Source organism: [Acidovorax] ebreus TPSY, from assembly GCF_000022305.1.
Classification (GTDB): domain Bacteria; phylum Pseudomonadota; class Gammaproteobacteria; order Burkholderiales; family Burkholderiaceae_C; genus Diaphorobacter; species Diaphorobacter nitroreducens.
This window is the reverse complement of sequence record NC_011992.1, coordinates 2223368-2242190: the sequence shown is the minus strand read 5'-3', so window position 1 is coordinate 2242190 and position 18823 is coordinate 2223368. Positions and strand designations below refer to the sequence as shown.

16 protein-coding genes and 1 tRNA gene are annotated in these 18823 nt (G+C 69.2%); 7 read left to right on the top strand and 10 right to left on the bottom strand.

From position 1 onward, the window contains the following. Positions 1-12: 12 nt before the first annotated feature. Together DTPSY_RS10470 and DTPSY_RS10465 are read left to right on the top strand one after the other, a co-directional pair. Positions 13-1281: an aspartate kinase gene (locus tag DTPSY_RS10470; RefSeq protein ID WP_011804900.1), complete on the top strand. Its 1269-nt coding sequence runs from the start codon at positions 13-15 to the stop codon at positions 1279-1281. A gap of 45 nt (positions 1282-1326) precedes the next feature. Further along, positions 1327-1419, top strand: a tRNA-Ser gene (locus DTPSY_RS10465). Between the two features lie 65 nt (positions 1420-1484). Here the strand turns inward: DTPSY_RS10465 and DTPSY_RS10460 are convergent. Further along, complete coding sequence (locus DTPSY_RS10460) at positions 1485-1943, bottom strand: CopD family protein (RefSeq protein WP_187148577.1); 459 nt, start codon at positions 1941-1943, stop codon at positions 1485-1487. 76 nt (positions 1944-2019) lie between these two features. Next, positions 2020-4389 carry a 5-methyltetrahydropteroyltriglutamate--homocysteine S-methyltransferase gene (gene metE / locus DTPSY_RS10455; RefSeq protein WP_015913564.1) on the bottom strand — a complete coding sequence of 790 codons (2370 nt, stop codon included), beginning with the start codon at positions 4387-4389 and terminating at the stop codon, positions 2020-2022. 97 nt (positions 4390-4486) lie between these two features. On the opposite strand from metE, the gene DTPSY_RS10450 reads away from it, so the two are divergent. Next, positions 4487-5416 carry a LysR family transcriptional regulator gene (locus DTPSY_RS10450; protein WP_015913563.1) on the top strand — a complete coding sequence of 310 codons (930 nt, stop codon included), beginning with the start codon at positions 4487-4489 and terminating at the stop codon, positions 5414-5416. Between the two features lie 46 nt (positions 5417-5462). Here DTPSY_RS10450 and DTPSY_RS10445 read toward each other — a convergent pair whose 3' ends face one another. From DTPSY_RS10445 to DTPSY_RS10425, 5 genes are all read right to left on the bottom strand, one after another. Further along, positions 5463-6323, bottom strand: coding sequence for an isocitrate lyase/PEP mutase family protein (locus DTPSY_RS10445; RefSeq protein ID WP_015913562.1), 861 nt, complete (start codon positions 6321-6323; stop codon positions 5463-5465). Positions 6324-6506: 183 nt separating this feature from the next. Continuing rightward, positions 6507-7709, bottom strand: a complete 1203-nt coding sequence (gene prpF, locus DTPSY_RS10440) for a 2-methylaconitate cis-trans isomerase PrpF (protein WP_015913561.1) — start codon at positions 7707-7709, stop codon at positions 6507-6509. Between the two features lie 13 nt (positions 7710-7722). Next, positions 7723-10395 (bottom strand): Fe/S-dependent 2-methylisocitrate dehydratase AcnD, encoded by a 2673-nt coding sequence (gene acnD, locus DTPSY_RS10435; RefSeq protein ID WP_015913560.1) that lies wholly within the window; start codon positions 10393-10395, stop codon positions 7723-7725. A gap of 106 nt (positions 10396-10501) precedes the next feature. Continuing rightward, positions 10502-11662, bottom strand: coding sequence for a bifunctional 2-methylcitrate synthase/citrate synthase (gene prpC, locus DTPSY_RS10430; RefSeq protein WP_015913559.1), 1161 nt, complete (start codon positions 11660-11662; stop codon positions 10502-10504). Further along, positions 11659-12075, bottom strand: coding sequence for an acyl-CoA thioesterase (locus tag DTPSY_RS10425; protein ID WP_011804908.1), 417 nt, complete (start codon positions 12073-12075; stop codon positions 11659-11661). Before DTPSY_RS10425 ends, prpC begins: the two co-directional genes overlap by 4 nt. Positions 12076-12176: 101 nt before the next feature. Here DTPSY_RS10425 and DTPSY_RS10420 point away from each other — a divergent pair, with 101 nt between their 5' ends. Both DTPSY_RS10420 and DTPSY_RS10415 read left to right on the top strand, forming a co-directional pair. Then, a complete protein-coding gene (locus tag DTPSY_RS10420; RefSeq protein ID WP_015913558.1) occupies positions 12177-13649 on the top strand; it encodes a short-chain fatty acyl-CoA regulator family protein in 1473 nt (490 codons plus the stop codon). Between the two features lie 136 nt (positions 13650-13785). Then, positions 13786-14088 carry a hypothetical protein gene (locus DTPSY_RS10415; protein WP_011804910.1) on the top strand — a complete coding sequence of 101 codons (303 nt, stop codon included), beginning with the start codon at positions 13786-13788 and terminating at the stop codon, positions 14086-14088. Positions 14089-14209: 121 nt separating this feature from the next. On the opposite strand, the gene DTPSY_RS10410 is transcribed toward DTPSY_RS10415, so the two are convergent. From DTPSY_RS10410 to DTPSY_RS10400, 3 genes are all read right to left on the bottom strand, one after another. Continuing rightward, entirely contained in the window at positions 14210-14635 is a 426-nt protein-coding gene (locus tag DTPSY_RS10410) for an RNA-binding S4 domain-containing protein (RefSeq protein WP_041838856.1), read from the bottom strand. Between the two features lie 40 nt (positions 14636-14675). Next, positions 14676-16079 (bottom strand): sensor histidine kinase, encoded by a 1404-nt coding sequence (locus DTPSY_RS10405; protein WP_015913556.1) that lies wholly within the window; start codon positions 16077-16079, stop codon positions 14676-14678. Positions 16080-16257: 178 nt separating this feature from the next. Next, complete coding sequence (locus DTPSY_RS10400; RefSeq protein ID WP_015913555.1) at positions 16258-16944, bottom strand: response regulator; 687 nt, start codon at positions 16942-16944, stop codon at positions 16258-16260. 147 nt (positions 16945-17091) lie between these two features. Between DTPSY_RS10400 and DTPSY_RS10395 the strand changes: the two genes are divergently transcribed. Then, the gene (locus tag DTPSY_RS10395) at positions 17092-18051 is read left to right on the top strand and encodes a Bug family tripartite tricarboxylate transporter substrate binding protein (RefSeq protein ID WP_011804914.1); all 960 of its coding nucleotides are present in this window, start codon (positions 17092-17094) and stop codon (positions 18049-18051) included. Between the two features lie 133 nt (positions 18052-18184). Beyond that, positions 18185-18736, top strand: a complete 552-nt coding sequence (locus tag DTPSY_RS10390) for a tripartite tricarboxylate transporter TctB family protein (protein ID WP_015913554.1) — start codon at positions 18185-18187, stop codon at positions 18734-18736. Positions 18737-18823 lie beyond the last annotated feature (87 nt).

The following is an 18823-nucleotide window of genomic DNA, read 5'->3' as shown; positions in this document are numbered from 1 at the left end:
TCTAGAAATTCCATGGCACTGATCGTTCATAAATACGGCGGCACCTCGATGGGCTCCACCGAGCGCATCCGCAATGTCGCCAAGCGCGTGGCCAAGTGGGCGCGGGCCGGCCACCAGATGGTGGTGGTACCCAGCGCCATGAGTGGCGAGACCAACCGCCTGCTGGGCCTGGCCAAGGAGCTCACGCCCTCGCGCATTACCTCCGCCTACCACCGCGAGCTCGACATGCTGGCCGCCACGGGTGAGCAGGCCTCGTCGGCCCTGCTGGCCATCGCGCTACAGGCCGAAGGCATGGAGTCGGTGAGCTATGCCGGCTGGCAGGTGCCCGTGCGCACCGACAGCAGCTACACCAAGGCGCGCATCGAGTCCATCGACGACAAGCGCGTGCGCGCCGACCTGGACGCGGGCAAGGTCGTCATCGTCACGGGCTTCCAGGGCATCGACGAGGGCGGCAACATCACCACGCTGGGCCGTGGCGGCTCCGACACCTCGGCCGTCGCCATCGCCGCCGCGATGAAGGCGCACGAATGCCTGATCTACACCGACGTGGATGGCGTGTACACCACCGACCCGCGCGTGGTGCCCGAGGCGCGGCGCCTGACGACGCTGAGCTTCGAGGAAATGCTGGAGATGGCCAGCCTGGGCAGCAAGGTGTTGCAGATCCGTTCGGTGGAATTTGCCGGCAAGTACAAGGTGCCGCTGCGCGTGCTTTCCAGCTTCACGTCCTGGGACATCGACATCAACGAGGAAGCCAAGTCCGGCACCCTGATCACCTTTGAGGAAGACGAACAAATGGAAAAAGCCGTCGTATCCGGCATCGCTTTCACCCGCGACGAAGCCAAGATCTCTGTGATCGGCGTGCCCGACACCCCCGGTATCGCCTACCAGATCCTGGGCGCGGTGGCCGACGCCAATATCGATGTGGATGTCATCATCCAGAACATGGGCAAGGAAGGCAAGACCGACTTCAGCTTCACGGTGAATCGGAATGACTACCAACGCACCATCGATCTGTTGAAAGACAAGGTGCTGCCCCAACTGGGCGCCGAGGAAATCGTGGGCGATGCCAAGATCGCCAAGGTCAGCATCGTTGGCATCGGCATGCGCAGCCATGTGGGCGTGGCCAGCAAGATGTTCCGCGCGCTGAGCGAAGAGGGCATCAACATCAAGATGATCTCCACGTCGGAAATCAAGACCTCCGTGGTGATCGACGAGAAGTACGTGGAACTGGCCGTGCGTACGCTGCACAAGGCGTTCGAGCTGGACCAGGCTGCCGCCTGAAGTTTCGCCGAAATGGCCTTGAAATGAGGCTACAATAGCGGGATTGGAAACGTGACCGAGTGGCCGAAGGTGCTCCCCTGCTAAGGGAGTATGGGGTGTAGAGCCTCATCGAGGGTTCGAATCCCTCCGTTTCCGCCAAATAAAAAACGCGCCTTCACGGCGCGTTTTTTTATGCCGGCGGCGTTGTGGTGCCGCCGCGCGTCTCACATCAGCAGCGTCAGCACCACAATCACTACGCCGATGAGCAGGTTCACGCCAACCCAGGTGCGGATGCTTGCCAGCGCCAGGCCGCCTGCCGGCCAGTCGGAGGCGGCGACGGCCTGCTCCAGGCGGCTGAGCAGCGCGAAGTAGATGTAGGCGAAGATGCCCATCATCACGATGCCGAGGGTCGCCATGATGGTCCAGTCCAGCGGCATCGAGAAGGCGCCGCCCGCGCCGATGCTCACCGCGCCGATCATGCCCAGCCCGCTGGTCAGCACGGCCACGATGGCGATGGCGACCGCGCCCAGGAAGCGTTGCAGCACGCCGTGCATCAGCGCCACGCGCTGCGGCGGCTCCAGCATCTGTACGGCGGGGCGCAGGAAGAAATGGGCGAAGACCATGCCGCCGATCCAGACGATGATCGACAGCACGTGGGTGAGCTTGAGGGCGTTATAGAGCATGGCGGCGCATTGTGCCGCCATGCCGGTCGATGCGGGCCATGCACTGACGCGGCGCAGGGTTGATGGTTGCCCGCCGTCAAGCGGAGGCCATGGCGGAGCGCAGTGCCCGCGCGGCCTGCACCATGTGGCGCAGCGCGGCCTCGGTCTCGGGCCAATTGCGGGTCTTGAGGCCGCAGTCAGGATTGACCCAGAGGTTGCCTGCGGGCACCACCTCGGCCGCCTTGCGCAGCAGGCGCGCCATCTCCTGCGAGCCGGGTATGCGTGGCGAATGGATGTCGTAGACGCCGGGGCCGATCTCGTTGGGGTATTTGAAACTGCCGAAGCCACGCAGCAGCTCCATGTCGGAGCGGCTGGTCTCGATGGTGATGACGTCGGCGTCCATGGCGGCGATCTCGGGCAGGATGTCGTTGAACTCGCTGTAGCACATGTGGGTGTGGATCTGCGTCGTGTCCTGCACGCCGCAGGCACTGATGCGGAAGGCCCGCGTGGCCCAGTCCAGGTACGGTTTCCAGCCTGTGCGGCGCAACGGCAGGCCTTCGCGGATGGCGGGCTCGTCAATCTGCACGATGGCGATCCCGGCAGCCTCCAGATCCACCACCTCGTCCCGAATGGCCCAGGCAATCTGCTCGCAGGTGCGGCTGCGCGGCTGGTCGTCGCGCACGAAGGACCACTGCAGGATGGTCACCGGCCCCGTGAGCATGCCTTTCAGGGGTTTGTCCGTGAGGCTTTGGGCGTAGACGGTCCAGTCGACCGTCATGGCATGCGGGCGGGCCACGTCGCCGTAAAGCACAGGGGGCTTGACGCAGCGCGAGCCGTAGCTCTGCACCCAGCCATTGGCCGTGAAGGCGAAGCCGTCCAGCTGCTCGCCGAAGTACTCCACCATGTCGTTGCGCTCCGCCTCGCCGTGCACCAGCACGTCCAGGCCCAGTTCCTCCTGCTTGCGCACGGCGTGTTCGATCTCGGCGCGCATCTGTGCCTGGTATGCGGCCTCACCCAGTACGCCACGACGGTGGGCCGCACGTGCGGCGCGGATGGCCGGGGTCTGCGGGAAGGATCCGATGGTGGTGGTGGGCAGCGGCGGCAGACGCAGGCGCGCGCGCTGCGCCTGCTGGCGTGTGGGGTGGGGCGAGCGGCGCCGGTCGCAGCCCTCGGGTGCCGCCTCCAGGCGGGCGGCCACGGCGGGGCGGTGCACGCGCGGGCTGGCGCGGCGGCTGGCGATGGCGGCGCGCGCGGCGGCCAGGCGCGGGTCGTTGACGGCCACGCGGCCGTCCAGCAGGCCGGCGATCAGGGCCACCTCGTCCAGCTTCTCGGTGGCGAAGGCGAGCCAGCCGCGCAGCTCGAGGTCCAGCGCATCCTCGCCCGCCAGGCTGACGGGCACATGCAGCAGCGAACACGAGGGCGCCACCCACAGCGGTCCGGTGTGTTTGGCGGCCACGGGGCGCAGCAGGGCCAGGGCCGCGTCGGGGTCGGTACGCCAGATGTTGCGACCGTCCACCACGCCCACCGACAGCACCTTGTAGGCCGGCAACCAGTCGGCCACGCCCGTCAGCTCCTGCGGGGCGCGCACGGCGTCCACGTGCAGGCCGGCCACGGGCAACTGGCAGGCCAGGCGCAGATGGTTCTCCAGTGGCGAGAAGTAGGTGGCCAGCAGCACCTGTGGGCCAGCCTTGCCGAGCTGCCAGTACGCGGGCTCGAAGGCCTGCGTCCAGCTGGCAGGCAGGTCCAGGCCCAGGATGGGCTCGTCGATCTGCACCCACTCCACGCCCTCGGCCTTCAGGCGCGCGAGTATCTGCGCGTACACGGGCAGCAGGCGGTCCAGCAGGTCCAACCGGTCGAATGGGGCTTCGCCTTTCTCCTTGGACAGCCAGAGGAAAGTGAGCGGCCCCACAAGCTGCGCCTTTACGCGGTGGCCCAGCGCCTGGGCTTCGGCCACTTCGGCGAACAGGCGCTCGCTGCCCAGGCGGAACGCAGTGTCGGCGTGCAGTTCGGGCACGAGGTAGTGGTAGTTGGTGTCGAACCACTTCGTCATCTCCAGCGCCGGCTGGCCTTCGCCGGGATGCGGCGCGTGCGCACAGCCTGCGCCGCAGGTGCTACCGGGGGCGTGGTCGCCATGGCCCGACAGCGTCTGCACGCCCCGCGCCATGGCGAAGTAGCGTGCCAGCTCCGGCGTGCCGGGGGTGAAGCCAAACCGCGGGCTTTCGCAACCCAGCAGTTGGATGTGGTGGGCCATGTGGTCGTAGTAGGCGAAGTCGCCCACGGTCGCGAAGGCCAGGCCTGCGTCGCGCTGGGCCCGCCAGTGGCGTGCGCGCAGTTGGGCGCCCACGGCTTCGAGCGCGGCGGCGTCGATCTCGCCGCGCCAATGGCGCTCCAGCGCCAGTTTCAGTTCGCGCTGCGCGCCCATGCGGGGAAAGCCCAGCGTATGGGTGAGGATGGGGGAAGCGGCCATGGTGCGGAAGTCCTTGTGCAAGAGAAAACCGCGATGGTCGGCTAAGCGTGTTTATGATTCAAACGAAAGTTTTGTCTTTTCAACTTGAATAGTTTTAATGATGCAATCCATCCTGGAGATCCGCCATCTGCGCACGCTGCAGGCCCTGCGTGATAGCGGCAGCCTGGTGCGGGCGGCGCAGCTGCTCAACCTCACGCAATCGGCGCTGTCGCACCAAATCAAGCTGCTGGAGGACCGCTACGGCACGCCGCTGTTTGAGCGCAAGTCCGTGCCGCCGCAGTTCAGCGCCACCGGCGCGCGGCTGCTGCAACTGGCCGACGCCGTGCTGCCGCAGGTGGAAACGGCTGAGCGTGACGTGGCACGCCTGTCCCAAGGGCAGGGTGGGCAGATGCGCATCGCCGTGGAATGCCATACCTGTTTTGACTGGCTGATGCCCGCCATGGACGCCTTCCGCGCACGCTGGCCCGAGGTGGAACTGGACATCGTGAGCGGCTTCCACGCCGACCCCGTGGGCCTGCTGCACCAGAGCCGGGCGGACCTGGCCATCGTCTCCGAGCTGGACGCCGGGGAGGCGGGCGCCGTGGACTACCACCCCCTGTTCGGCTTCGAGATCCGCGCGTTGCTGGCCCACGGCCACCCGTTGCTGGACAAGCCCTTTCTGCAGGCCCAGGACTTCGCGGACCAGACCCTCATCACCTATCCGGTACCCGACGAGATGCTGGACCTCGTGCGCCAGGTGCTGGAGCCCGCCGGCGTGCGACCGCCCCGGCGCACCACCGAGCTGACGGTGGCCATGCTGCAGCTCGTGGCCAGCGGCCGAGGCGTGGCCGCCCTGCCACTGTGGGCGGTGCAAGGCTACCTGGACCGGGGCTACGTGGCCGCGCGCCCCATCGGCGCGCGGGGCCTGCGCGGCGAACTGCACGCGGCCTGCCTGCCGCAGCTCTCGCCCAGGCCCTTCCTGCAGGACTTCGTGCGCGTGACGCGCGAGACGAGTTTCGTCACGCTCAAGGGGGTGGAGTTGCTGTAGTTTTGATAGCTACTTGCGCTTGTCAGGTAAGCGCTAGCGCCTGATTTCATGCGTATTTCTTTTCGAGCGCATCCCAGAATGGTTTACCCACCAGCCGCTGGCGCTCGGCGAACGGGGCGACCAGCGTGGGGTCTTCGCGCACCTCGCGCGCGTCGCGCAACTGGGCCAGCACTTTTTGCATGCCGGCCACGGCGCCTTGCAGCGCAGCGTTGGCGTACAGCACGAAGCCGTAGCCGAGCCGGCCCAGTTCGTCGGCGCCCACGATGGGTGTCTTGCCGCCGATCACCATGTTCATGAGCTGGGGCACTTGCAGGCGCTGGGGCAGGGCGCGCACATGCTCGGCCGTGGTGACGGCCTCCACGAAGAGGATGTCGGCGCCCGCCTCGGCGTACGCCTGCGCGCGCTCCACGGCGGCGTCGAAGCCGTGCACGGCGGCGGCGTCGGTGCGCGCCATGACCAGCAGGCCGTCGCGCCGCGCATCCACAGCGGCGCGGATCTTGCTCACCATCTCGCTGGTCTCGATCACGGCCTTGCCGCTGAAGTGGCCGCAGCGTTTGGGGCTCACCTGGTCTTCGAGCTGGATGCAGTCGGCGCCGGCGCGCTCCAGGGTGCGCACGGCGTGGTAGGTGTTGAGGGCGTTGCCGAAGCCCGTGTCCGCGTCCACGATCAGCGGCAGCTCCACCGCGTCGCGGATGCGGGCCGTGTGGTCGGCGATATCGGTCAGGCCCATGAAGCCCTGGTCGGGCAGGCCGAACCCCATGTTGGTGACGCCCGCGCCGGTGACGTAGAGGGCCTCGTAGCCCAGATCTTCGATGACCTTGGCCGACAGTGCGTTGAACGCGCCCGGCACGATGACGCCGCGCCGGGCTTCGGCCAGGGCCTTGAGTTGTTGCTTGGTGGACTGCATGGATGTTGCCTTCAGGGAGGGTGCTCTGCGCGCGCATGGAACGCATTGCTGAAATCGGGTGCGCCCCCGGCCGGGGCTAGCGGCCGCGGCGCGAGGGCCTGTGGCGGCCGCGCCGCCCAGCCGCGCTGGCGGCGTCCCCCATGCCGCGCGAAGCGTGGGAGAAGGGGGATATGACGAAGTTGCTCACGGGGTTGGCGGCACTCTCACCCAGCCTTCCATCAGGGTGCGGGCGCTGCGGCTCATGAGGGCCTTGGTGACGCGCCACTGGCCGTTCACCAGCGCGGCCTCGGCCCCCACGCGCAGCGTGCCCGAGGGGTGGCCGAACCGCACCGATCCCGGCACGGCGTTGCGCGGGCCCCCGCCGGCCGCCTGGTGGACCAGCGTGCCGGGGACGGCGGCAGCGGCGCCGATGGCCACGGCCGCCGTGCCCATCATGGCGTGGTGCAGCTTGCCCATGGACAGTGCGCGCACCAGCAGGTCGATGTCGGCCGCGCGCACTGCCGTGCCGCTGGAGGCGACGTAGTCCGCCGGCGGCGCGACGAAGGCGAGTTTGGGCGTGTGCTGGCGCGTGGCGGCCTCTGCCACGTCGTGGATCAGGCCCATCTTGACTGCGCCCCAGGCGCGGATGGCCTCGAAGCGGGCCAGGGCCGCGGCATCGCCATTGATCGCGTCCTGCAGCTCGGTGCCGGTGCAGCCGACGTCCCTGGCGTTCAGGAAGATGGTCGGGATGCCCGCGTTGATGAGCGTGGCCTGCAAGCGGCCCACGCCTGGCACGTCCAGCGTATCGACCAGCTGGCCGGTGGGGAACAGGGCACTGCCGCCGCCTTCGCCTCCTTCACCGCCATCGGCCGGGTCAAGGAATTCGAGCAACACCTCGGCGGCGGGGAAGGCCACGCCGTCCAGCGCAAAGTCGCCCGTCTCCTGCACCTGGCCACCTGCGACGGGTACGTGGGCGACGATGGTCTTGCCGATGTTGGCCTGCCAGATGCGTACGGTGCACACGCCGTCGTGCGGAATGCGCCCGGGCGCGACCAGGCCGCTGGCGATGGCGAACGGCCCCACGGCGGCCGACAGGTTGCCGCAGTTGCCGCTCCAGTCCACGAAGGGGCTGTCGATGGCGACCTGGCCGAACAGATAGTCCACGTCGTGCCCGGGCCGGGTGGAGGGCGAGACGATCACCGCCTTGGACGTGGACGAGGTGGCGCCGCCCATGCCGTCGATCTGTTTGCCGTAGGGGTCGGGGCTGCCGATCACGCGCAGTAGCAGCGCGTCGCGCGCTGCGCCGGGCTGCTGCGCCGCCGCGGGCAAATCCTGCAGGCGAAAGAACACGCCCTTGCTGGTGCCGCCGCGCAGGTAGGTGGCGGGGATCCTGATCTGTGGTGCCATGTTTGCTCTTGTTTCAATAGCTGGTTGCGCTTGTCAGACGGGCGCTGGAAGCTGATTGGGCCAGAAAGTCCTGGGCGAAGCGCTGCAGCACGCCCCCCGCTTCGTAGACCGAGACTTCCTCGGCAGTGTCGAGCCGGCAGGTGACGGGCACCTGCTGCGTCTCGCCCTGCGCGCGGCGGATGGCAAGGATGACGGTGGCGCGCGGCGTGAGGGCACCGGCCACGTCGTAGGTTTCGGTGCCGTCCAACTGCAGCGTGTGGCGGTTGGTGCCGGGCAGGAACTCCAGCGGCAGCACCCCCATGCCGATGAGGTTGGTGCGGTGGATGCGCTCGAAGCCCTCGGCCACCACCGCCTCCACCCCCGCCAGCCGCACGCCCTTGGCGGCCCAGTCGCGGCTCGACCCCTGGCCGTAGTCGGCCCCGGCAATGATGACCAGCGGCTGGCGGCGGTGCAGGTAGGTCTCGATGGCCTCCCACATGCGCGTCACGCGGCCCTCGGGCTCGATGCGGGCGAGCGAGCCCTTTTGCACCTGGCCGTTCACCACCGCCATCTCGTTGACGAGTTGCGGGTTGGCGAACGTGGCGCGCATGGCTGTGAGGTGGTCGCCCCGGTGCGTGGCGTAGGAGTTGAAGTCCTCCTCGGGAACGCCCATGCGGGCCAGGTATTCGCCCGCCGCGCTGGCGGGCAGGATGGCGTTGGACGGCGAGAGGTGATCGGTGGTGATGTTGTCGCCCAGCAGCGCCAGCGGGCGCATGCCCTGGAGGGTGCGCGGGTAGGCGGCCAGCGCGCCCACGCCTTCGGCGTCCCAGTAGGGCGGGCGGCGGATGTAGGTGGACTGCGGGCGCCAGTCGTACTGCGGCGCGGCGCGCTCGCCATCGCCCTTGCGCAGGGCGAACATGGGTTGGTACACGGCGCGGAACTGTGCGGGCTTCACGGCGCTGGCGACGATGGCGTCGATCTCTTCGTCGCTCGGCCACAGGTCGTCCAGGCGGATTTCGCGGCCCTCCACCACGGCCAGCACGTCGCGCTCGATGTCGAAGCGCACCGTGCCCGCGATCGCGTAGGCCACCACCAGCGGCGGCGATGCCAGGAAGGCTTGGCTCGCATAGGGGTGGATGCGCCCGTCGAAGTTGCGGTTGCCCGAGAGCACGGCGGTGGCGTACAGGTCGCGGTCGATGATCTCCTGCTGGATCTTGGGGTCGAGCGCGCCGCTCATGCCGTTGCAGGTGGTGCAGGCGAAGGCGACGATGCCGAAGCCGAGCTTTTCCAGGTCGCCGAGCAGGTTCGCTTCCTTCAAATACAGCTCCACGGCCTTCGAGCCGGGCGCCAGCGAGGTCTTGACCCAGGGCTTGCGCACCAGGCCCAGGCGGTTGGCGTTGCGCGCCAGCAGCGCGGCCGCGATGACGTTGCGCGGGTTGCTGGTGTTGGTGCAGCTGGTGATGGCGGCGATGACGACGGCGCCGTCGGGCAGCAGGCCCCTGGCTTCCTCGGCGCGGGCCCTCTCCAGCATGCTGGCATCGGCAATGCCGCGCTCCACCAGCGCGGTGGTGGGCAGGCGCCGGTGCGGGTTGCTGGGGCCGGCCATGTTGCGCACCACGCTGGACAGGTCGAAGTGCAGCGTGCGCTCGTACCGCACCTCGCGCAGGGTATCGGCCCACAGGCCGGCGGCCTTGGCGTAGGTCTCCACCAGCCGCACCTGGTCTTCCGCGCGGTCCGTCAGGCGCAGGTAATCGCTGGTCTGCGCGTCGATGTAGAACAGCGCGGCGGTGGCGCCGTATTCGGGGCACATGTTGCTGATGGTGGCGCGGTCGCCGATCGAGAGGCTGTCCGCGCCCTCGCCGAAGAATTCCACATAGGCGCCCACCACCTTTTGCTGCCGCAGGAACTCGGTCAGCGCCAGCGCGATGTCGGTCGCGGTAATCCCCGGCTGGCGCTTGCCGGTGAGCCTGACGCCCACGATGTCGGGCAGGCGCATCCACGAGGCGCGGCCCAGCATCACGTTCTCGGCCTCCAGCCCGCCCACGCCCACGGCGATCACGCCCAGCGCATCGACGTGCGGCGTGTGGCTGTCGGTGCCCACGCAGGTGTCGGGAAAGGCCACGCTGCCCTGTTCATCGTCCTGCACGTGCACGACGGGCGACATTTTTTCCAGATTGATCTGGTGCATGATCCCGTTGCCCGCCGGGATGACCTGCACGTTGGCGAAGGCCTTCTTCGTCCACTCGATGAAGTGAAAGCGGTCCTCGTTGCGGCGGTCCTCGATGGCGCGGTTCTTGGTGAACGCCTCGGGGTCATGGCCGCCGCACTCCACGGCCAGCGAGTGGTCCACGATGAGCTGTACCGGCACCACCGGGTTCACGGCGGCGGGGTCGCCGCCCTGCTGGGCGATGGCGTCGCGCAGGCCCGCCAGATCGACCAGCGCGGTCTGGCCCAGGATGTCGTGGCACACCACGCGCACGGGGTACCAGGGAAAGTCCAGGTCGTGCCGGCGTTCGATCAGCTGGCGCAGGTAGTCCGGCAACTGCGCCGGGTCGGCGCGGCGCACCAGGTTCTCGGCGTGCACGCGGGCGGTGTAGGGCAGCGTGGCCCAGGCGCCGGGGCGGAGCTGCTCGACGGCCTCGCGCGCGTCGTAGAACTGCAGCGCCGTGCCGGGCAGGGGTTTGCGGTGGGCGGTGTTCGTGGTCATCGTGGTGCTCTTGTTGTGATAGCTGCTGGCGCTTGCCTGTCAACAGATTTCATGCAAAAAGTGCTGGAAATCCAGTAAAGACAAGCGCTGCCAGCTATGGTTTTTGTCAAACGCGTTCCTCGATGGGCACGAACTTCTGGTCGTCGGGGCCGGTGTAGTGGGCGCTGGGGCGGATGATCTTGTTGTCCGCGCGCTGCTCGATCACGTGCGCCGCCCAGCCGCTGGTGCGGGCGATGACGAACAGCGGCGTGAACATGGCGGTGGGCACCTGCATCATGTGGTAGCTCACGGCGCTGAACCAGTCCAGGTTGGGGAACATCTGCTTTTCCTGCCACATCACGCGCTCCAGCCGCTCGGCGATGTCGTACATCTTGGTCGAGCCGGCGGTATCCGACAGGCGCTTGGCCACGGCCTTGATAACCCCGTTGCGCGGGTCGCTCACGGTGTAGACCGGGTGGCCGAAGCCGATCACCACCTCCTTGGCCTGCACGCGGCGGCGGATGTCGGCCTCGGCCGCGTCGGGCGTGTCGTAGCGCTTCTGGATCTCGAAGGCCACTTCGTTCGCGCCGCCGTGCTTGGGCCCGCGCAACGCACCGATGGCGCCGGCGATGCAGGAATACAGGTCGCTGCCCGTGCCGGCGATCACGCGCGCGGCGAAGGTGCTGGCGTTGAACTCGTGCTCGGCGTACAGGTTCAGCGACGTGTGCATGGCGCGCACCCAGCCGTCCGAGGGCTTGTCGCCGTGCAGCAGGTGCAGGAAATGCCCGCCGATGGAGTCGTCCTGTGTCTCCACCGCGATGCGCCGGCCCGAGTTGCTGAAGTGGTACCAGTACAGCAGCATGCTGCCCAGCGATGCCAGCAGCCGGTCCGCGATGTCGCGGCTGCCGGCCAGGTTGTGGTCGTCTTTCTCGGGCAGGGCGCAGCCCAGGGCGGATACGCCGGTGCGCATCACGTCCATGGGGTGGCTGGCCGCGGGCAGTTGCTCCAGAGCGGCCTTCACGCTGCCGGGCAGGCCGCGCAGCGCACGCAGCCGGGCCTTGTAGGCGCGCAGTTCGGCGCGCGTGGGCAGCTTGCCGTGCACCAGCAGGTGGGCGATCTCCTCGAACTCGCAGACCTCGGCGATGTCCAGGATGTCGTAGCCGCGGTAGTGCAGATCGTTGCCGCTCCTGCCCACGGTGCACAGCGCGGTGGTGCCGGCGGCCACGCCCGAGAGGGCGACGGATTTCTTGGCCCGCGGAAGGGCGGCTGCGGTGTCGATGGTGCTCATGGAGTCTCCTGTCGGAAGGGGTGTGGCGGGGTGTTCAGGTAGGTATGCGCGATGGCTGTGGGCCGCCCGTGGGCGTTCACGGCCACCATCTCGAAGACGCCCTGCAGGGCCAGCTCGTCCGGGCAGCCCGGGGCCTGGGCCAGGCCGTGCACGCACACGGTGAGCGAGCTGCGCCCCACGCGGCTGACCCAGGCGCGCAGCGCCAGCGCCCGCCCCACGGGCACGGGGGCGCAGAACTGCACGCCGGTGACGGCGGCCATCACCACGTCGCAGCCGGCGGCGTCGCGCGCGGCCAGGAACGCGGCGCGCGCCATGCGCTCCAGCCCCTGACCGGCGAACAGCGTGCCGTGGTGGTTGGCATGGGCGGGGAAGACCATGTCGCGGGTTTCGAGGGTGCCTGCGGGGCTTGTCATGCTTCGCAATCTACGCACAATGGATGCCCCTCGTAAGCCCTGAATTGGCGAACGATTGCGAAGGTTTGCGGGGTGTTTTGCAAAGTTTGCGAAAGATTGGAATGAAAAAAACCTTCATGGGTGTGCGCTTGCGCCGCCTGCGCGAGGAGAGGGGCCTGACCCAGGTGGCGCTGGCGCGGGCGCTGGAGATTTCCGCCAGCTACCTGAACCAGATCGAGCAGAACCAGCGCCCGCTGACGGTGCCGGTGCTGCTCAAGATCAACGCCGTGTTCGGCGTGGACGTGCAGCACTTTTCAGAGGGCGACGAGGCGCGCCTGATCGCCGGGTTGCGCGACGTGCTGGCCGACCTGCCGCCCGGCGCGCCGGCCGATGCCGTCTCGCTGGCCGAGGTGCGCGAGCTGGCCGCCAACATGCCCGCCGTGGCGCGCGTGCTGCTGGCGCTGCACCGCGGCCGCGCCGAGGCGCGCGAGCGCCTGGAGGCGCTGGCCGCGCACTACGGCGACGAGCGCGGCGGCGCGGTCAGCACGGCGCAGACCCCGCCCATGGCGTATGAGGAGGTGCGCGACTTCTTCTTCGCGCGCCACAACCACATCGCCGAGCTGGATGACGCGGCCGAGCACCTGGCCGCCCAGTGGCGGCTGGTGCCTGGCGCGGCCGGCGCCGCGCTGCAGGCGCGGCTGGAGCAGGCCCACGGGGTGCGTGTGGCGCTGCTGCAGGGCGGCGACGGCGACGAGGCAGGTGAGGGCGCGGCCGTGCAGCGGCGCTTCGATGCCGCCGCACGCGTGCTGTACCTGTCGCCCACGCTGCAGGGCGCGCAGCGCGCTTTCCAGATGGCGACGCAACTGGCCTTTCTGGAAGTGCCGCACCTGCTGCAGCACAGCGTGCAGGGCGCGGCGCTGTCGGGCGAGGCGGCGCGCACGCTGGCGCGCATCGGCCTGGCCAACTACTTCGCGGGCGCGCTGCTGCTGCCCTACGGCGCCTTCTTGCGGACGGCCGAGGCGCTGCACTACGACATCGAGCGCCTGGGCCAGCACTGGGGCGTGGGCTTCGAGACGGTGTGCCACCGCCTGTCCACCCTGCAGCGCCCCGGCGCGCGCGGCGTGCCGTTCTTCTTCATCCGCGTGGACCGGGCGGGCAACATCAGCAAGCGCCAGTCGGCCACGCACTTTCACTTCAGCAAGATCGGCGGCACTTGCCCGCTGTGGAACGTGTACGAGGCCTTTGCCCAGCCCGGGCGCATCGTGCGGCAGCTGGCGCGCATGCCCGATGGGCGCGTGTACCTGTGGATCGCGCGCACCGTCACGCGCAGCACCGGCGGTTGGGGCGCGCCGGGCAAGACCTTCTCGGTGGCGCTGGGCTGCGACGTGCAGCACGCGGGCCAACTGGTCTATGCGCGCGGGCTCGACCTGGCCGACCCCGAGGCGCCGGTGCCCATCGGCATGGGCTGCAAGGTGTGCGAGCGCACCGCATGCCCGCAGCGCGCGTTTCCGCCGGTGGGCCGGCCGCTGGAGGTGAACGAGGATATGGCGGGCTTTACGCCATACCGGGTCAGCGGGGCGGCCAAGGGCGCATGACAGCGCGGAAGCAGGCGCCGGCGCAACGCCGTCAGGCCGGCTGTGTCCTACACCGTGATGCGCCCCTGGCGAACCGGCCCGCCGCAGCGGGCGTGTCTACCATGCGTGCATCTTTTTTCGGCAAACGAGGTGGGATGTGAGCCATTGGTACACGCTGCAACTGGGCAACGAGCAACAGGCCTTCGAGCCCCTGCGGCAGATTCAGCAGGTTTTCATGGCGAGGTTCCTCATGGCGCAGCCCGGCACGGGGCGGGCGCTGTTCTCGCACTTCGATGCGGCCGAGGACCGCGTGGTGCTGTTCTTCTCGCCCGCGGCCGCGGACATTGCCGTGCGCTTTCGCGCATCGCCGTGTGACCGGCCCGCGCAGGACCTGGTACTGCTGGCGGGAGAGGGTGACGCATGGCATGACGCGGCGCAGGATGAACGCCTGGCGGCCTGATCTTTGGGCATAGTGCTTCGGGCATAGCGCGCACGGCCCGTGTGGGCGCGCTGTGCTTTCGCGTCGTGGGGCGGCGGCTGGCTGCCACAGGCTGCGGCGCTGTGCCCAAGCCTTGCCCATCTCAGTCGTCGATGGAGGCGCTCCAGCGGTCGTCCCAGTCATGGCGCAGGTGGTCCATGGAGCGGCGGTCGCGCTTGGTGGGGCGGCCCTCGCGCAGCGCGGCGGCTGGCTCGGGCGCCAGGCGGCGCGCCTCGGCGGCCTGGGCGCGCGCGGCGAGGCTCTCGGGCGTTTCCTCATAGAGCTGCTGCGCCACGGGCGCCGGGCCGCGGAAGTTGCTCAAGGCGCGCACCACGACCGTGCGGGCGACCGCGCCCTGGCGCAGCGCGACGGTGTCGCCCGCGCGCAGCTCACGCGCGGCTTTGGCCGCCTGGCCGTTGACGGTTATGCGGCCTTTGCCGATCTCTTCCACGGCGAGGCTGCGGGTCTTGTAAAAGCGCGCGCACCACAGCCATTTGTCCAGGCGCATTGCATCGGGTGGTGTCGTCATCTGCGTGATTTTGCCTGGGGCGGCGTGCGTGAAAAACGGTTCAGGCGTCGGCCAGTGGCAGCCGCACCACGGCGTCCAGGCCCAGCACGCGGCCGTCCGCCTGGCGATTGGCGAGGGTGATGCTGCCGCCCAGCGCGTGCACGATCTCCTGGCAAATCGCCAGGCCCAGGCCCGAACCCGTGCGCACGTCGCCGGCCGAAAACGGTTGGAACAGCCGCGCCGCGAGTTCTTCGTCGATGCCGGGGCCCGCGTCGGCCAGGGTGAGGACGGCCTCATGGTCATCGCTGTGCAGCGTGACGGCGAGTTCGGTGCCGGGCGGCGCATGGCGTATGGCGTTGTGCAGCAAGTTGCGGCACAGCTCGCGCAGCATCCATTCATGCGCGCGAATGGGCGCGGTGTCGGTGGTGATGCCGAAGTCCAGGTCGCCCTGTGCGATCAGCGGAGAAAGCTCGAGCGCCATCTCGCGCAGCACTGTGTCCAGCCGCGTCACGGGCACCTCGCCCTGCTGGCGCAGCTGCTCCACTTTGGCCAGCGCCAGCATCTGGTTGGCCAGCTGCGTGGCGCGGTCCACGGTGTCTCCAATCTCCCGCAGCGCCTGCGTGGGCGGCAGGTCGCCGCGCAGGGCGGACTGCACCTGCGTCTTGAGCACGGCCAGCGGCGTGCGCAGCTGGTGTGACGCGTCGCGCACGAAGCGCTGCTGGTGGGCGAGCAGGCGCGACAGGCGCTGCATGACCGCGTTGGTGGCGTCGATCAGCGGCTGCAGTTCGCGCGGCGCGGCGGGGGCGGCAAGGGGGGCCAGGTCGCCTTCGGTACGGGCCTGCAGGTCGCTGCTTAGTTGGCGCACCGGTTGCGTGGCGCGCTGCACCACCAGCACCACGATGCCCGCGATGAGCGCCAGCAGCAGCGCCTGGCGTGCCAGCGTGGTGTGCAGGATCTGCAGGGCCGCCGCTTCGCGCAGCTCCAGTGTTTCCGCCACCTGGATCACGGCCATGCCGCGGCCCTCGCTGCTGGCCACGGGCTGCAGCAGCACGGCCACGCGCACGGGCTGATCGCGAAAACGGTCGTCATAGAAGTCCACGAGCGCCGCATAGGGCGGGCGCTGCGGGATGGTGCCGTGCCAGGCGGGTAGTTCGGCAAAGCCGGAAACCAAGTCGCCGCGCAGGTTGGACACGCGGTAGAACATGCGGCTCTGGTTGTCGGCCTCGAAGGCCTCCAGCGCCGCGTAAGGCACGATGGCGCGCAGCTCGGCCATGTCGTCCCAGCCGCGCACGTCCAGCTGCTCGCTGATGGTCTTGGCCGAAGCCAGCAGCGTGCGGTCATAGGCAGTGTGCAGCGCGGCCAGCGCCTGGCGGTGCAGGCTGTAGGTGTTCACGCCCACGAAGAGCAGCGTGGGCAGCAGGATGCCCACGAGCAATTGGCGGCGCAGCGACTGCGGGCGCGTCATGCCGCCACCCGGCTGCGTTGTGCGTGGTGGGGAGCCTGGCGCACAGGCGCGCCGGCTCCTGTCCGGTGGCGGTGGCGGTGGCGCAAACCATGCCAGCGCGCGCCGCGCAGCGGGCCCGGCCGGGCCTGCGGCATCGCCCGCCTGGGGGGGGAAGGCGCGCAGCGACTCACGGGCTGTTTCATGTCTCTGGCTTGAGCAGGTAGCCCAGGCCGCGCAGCGTCATCAGGGCCACGCCGGTGCCTGCGAGTTTTTTGCGCACGCGGTACACCACCACTTCGATAGCCTCGTATTGCACCTCGCTCTGGCCGGGGAAGACCAGCTCATACAGCCGCTCCTTGGCGACTGCGCGCCCCGGCTGGGTCAGCAGGGTGCGCAGCAGCGCCAACTCCCGCGGGGTGAGGTCCATGGGCGCATCGTGCAGATAGATGGCGCCGCTTTCTTTTTCATAGCGCAGGGCGCCCATCACCAGGGCGTTGGAGGCCTGTTTGTCATCTGCCGTATCGCCGCCGCTGCGGCGCAGCAGGGCGCGCAGCCGGGCCTCCAGCTCGTCCAGGTCGAAGGGCTTGGGCAGGTAGTCGTCGGCCCCCGCGTTCAGGCCCAGCACGCGGTCGCCCACGGTGCCGCGCGCGGTCAGCAGCAGCACGGGGGTGCGCAGGCCGCCGGCGCGTGCCTGTTGCAGTACCTGCAGGCCGTCCAGGCCGGGCAGGGTGAGGTCCAGCACCACGGCGTCGGGCGGGTGCGCGCGCCATTCGGCCAGCGCGGCGCGCCCGTCCGCAAGGGCGGTAACGGCCATGCCGCGGCGCGCCAACGAGCGCTGCAGCGTGGCCTGCATGGTGGCGTCGTCTTCGACGAGAAGCAGTTGCATCCGCGGATTAGAACGCGTTTGCGGCGGGTGGCGGTTGGCGCGCGGATCTCGGTGTTAACCCTGGTGCCGTGGACAGCCGTTTGACAGCTTGCGCGCGCATCATCGCGCCGGTCAGCGTTCCCTTTTTCTAACAAGCAAGGAGACAACATGCGTCGCGATACCTTTCTGAAGTCGCTGGCGGCACTGGCCGCCGCGGGCAGCCTGCCGCTGTCGGCCCAGGCCGCCGTGGCCGTCAAGATGATGCTGCCCGCCAACCCCGGCGGCGGTTGGGACACCACGGGCCGCGCCCTGGGCAAGGCCCTGCAGGATGCGGGCGTGGCCTCCAGCGTGACCTATGACAACAAGGGCGGCGCGGCCGGCGCCATCGGCCTGGCGCAGTTCGTGAACGGCTCCAAGGGCGACCCGAACGCGCTGATGGTGATGGGCGCCGTGATGCTGGGCGGCATCATCACAGGCAAGCCGCCGGTCAACCTGAGCCAGGCCACGCCGATCGCGCGGCTGACCAGCGAATACAACGTCTTCGTGCTGCCCGCCAACTCGCCCTTCAAGAGCATGGCCGAGGTGGTGGCGCAGCTCAAGAAGGACCCCGGCAGCGTGAAGTGGGGCGGCGGCTCGCGCGGCTCCACCGAGCACATCGCAGCGGCCATGATCGCCCGTGAAGTGGGGGTGGACCCGGCGCGCATCAACTACGTGGCTTTCCGTGGGGGCGGGGAGGCGACGGCGGCCATCCTGGGCGGCAACGTCACCGTGGGTGGCAGCGGCTACAGCGAGTTCTCCGAGTACATCGCCGCGGGCAAGATGAAACCCATCGGCGTGACCTCGGGCCAGCGCCTGAAGGGCGTGAACGTGCCCACGCTCAAGGAGCAGGGCATCAACGTCGAGATCGGCAACTGGCGCGGTGTGTACGGCGCGCCCGGCATCACGGCCGAGCAGCGCAAGGCGCTGGTGGCAATGGTGGAGAAGGCCGTCAAGAGCAAGGCGTGGGCCGAGGCGCTGGAGAAGAACGGCTGGACGCCCGCGTGGCTGGCCGGCGACGACTTCGCCAACTTCGTGGACAGCGAGTTCGCCAGCCTGCGCGCCACCATGGTGAAGTCGGGCATGGTCTAAGCCTGGCGGCGCCGCAGTGTGCTGCGGCGCTCCTCTTTTGAGAGCTGTCAGCGCTTGATGGATAAGCGCTAGGGCCGTTTTTTGTTTGAAACCTGCGCCGCCGCGGTGCGGCGCCTTCCCGGAGGCCGCAGCCATGTCTGAGCTTTCCTCTTCCCCTCCCTCCACTCCACCCACAAGCGCCGTGCCTTCACCCGGCTGGCAGGCGGCCGTGGGTGCGGGCGTGATCCTGGTGGCCGCGGCCATGGCCTGGGGCGCGCTGGAGATCCCCGGCAACGCCGGTTATGGCGGCGTGGGCCCCAACTTTCTGCCGTGGGCCTGCGCCCTGGTGTTGGCTGTGTGCGGCGGCTGGCTGATCTGGGAGGCTGCCACGGGCGGCTACCGCCAAGCGGCCGACCCGGGCGGTGCGCCGCGCGCGGCGTGGGGGCCCTTTGCGTGGGTGTCGGCGGGGCTTCTGCTGAATGCGGCGCTGATCGTGGAGCTGGGCTTCATCGTGGGCTGCACGCTGTGCTATGCGCTGGCCGTGCAGGGGCTGCGCCGCGCGGGCGGGCAGACGGGCCTGCTGTCGCCGCGCGTGCTGGCCGTGGATGTGGCGACCGGGCTGGCCATCGCCGCGCCGGTGTTCTGGCTGTTCACGCAGTTCCTGGCAATCAACTTGCCGGGCCTGACCGCCACCGGGTGGCTGTAGGCCAGGGCGCGGGAGAGTGCACATGCATGCTGACTTTGGCTGCTTCGATGGCGCCGGCGCAGGCCGCGTTCCAAACAGGGATTGAGT

Coding starts and splice junctions, on each gene's coding strand:
- prpF (WP_015913561.1), bottom strand. CDS start 7,709: ATGGCACCACAGATCAGGATCCCCGCCACCTACCTGCGCGGCGGCACC.
- DTPSY_RS10425 (WP_011804908.1), bottom strand. CDS start 12,075: ATGACAAGCCCCGCAGGCACCCTCGAAACCCGCGACATGGTCTTCCCC.
- DTPSY_RS10405 (WP_015913556.1), bottom strand. CDS start 16,079: ATGACGCGCCCGCAGTCGCTGCGCCGCCAATTGCTCGTGGGCATCCTG.
- DTPSY_RS10390 (WP_015913554.1), top strand. CDS start 18,185: ATGTCTGAGCTTTCCTCTTCCCCTCCCTCCACTCCACCCACAAGCGCC.
- DTPSY_RS10445 (WP_015913562.1), bottom strand. CDS start 6,323: ATGCAGTCCACCAAGCAACAACTCAAGGCCCTGGCCGAAGCCCGGCGC.
- DTPSY_RS10410 (WP_041838856.1), bottom strand. CDS start 14,635: ATGACGACACCACCCGATGCAATGCGCCTGGACAAATGGCTGTGGTGC.
- DTPSY_RS10460 (WP_187148577.1), bottom strand. CDS start 1,943: ATGCTCTATAACGCCCTCAAGCTCACCCACGTGCTGTCGATCATCGTC.
- DTPSY_RS10395 (WP_011804914.1), top strand. CDS start 17,092: ATGCGTCGCGATACCTTTCTGAAGTCGCTGGCGGCACTGGCCGCCGCG.
- DTPSY_RS10470 (WP_011804900.1), top strand. CDS start 13: ATGGCACTGATCGTTCATAAATACGGCGGCACCTCGATGGGCTCCACC.
- acnD (WP_015913560.1), bottom strand. CDS start 10,395: ATGACCACGAACACCGCCCACCGCAAACCCCTGCCCGGCACGGCGCTG.
- DTPSY_RS10450 (WP_015913563.1), top strand. CDS start 4,487: ATGATGCAATCCATCCTGGAGATCCGCCATCTGCGCACGCTGCAGGCC.
- DTPSY_RS10400 (WP_015913555.1), bottom strand. CDS start 16,944: ATGCAACTGCTTCTCGTCGAAGACGACGCCACCATGCAGGCCACGCTG.
- DTPSY_RS10420 (WP_015913558.1), top strand. CDS start 12,177: ATGAAAAAAACCTTCATGGGTGTGCGCTTGCGCCGCCTGCGCGAGGAG.
- metE (WP_015913564.1), bottom strand. CDS start 4,389: ATGGCCGCTTCCCCCATCCTCACCCATACGCTGGGCTTTCCCCGCATG.
- prpC (WP_015913559.1), bottom strand. CDS start 11,662: ATGAGCACCATCGACACCGCAGCCGCCCTTCCGCGGGCCAAGAAATCC.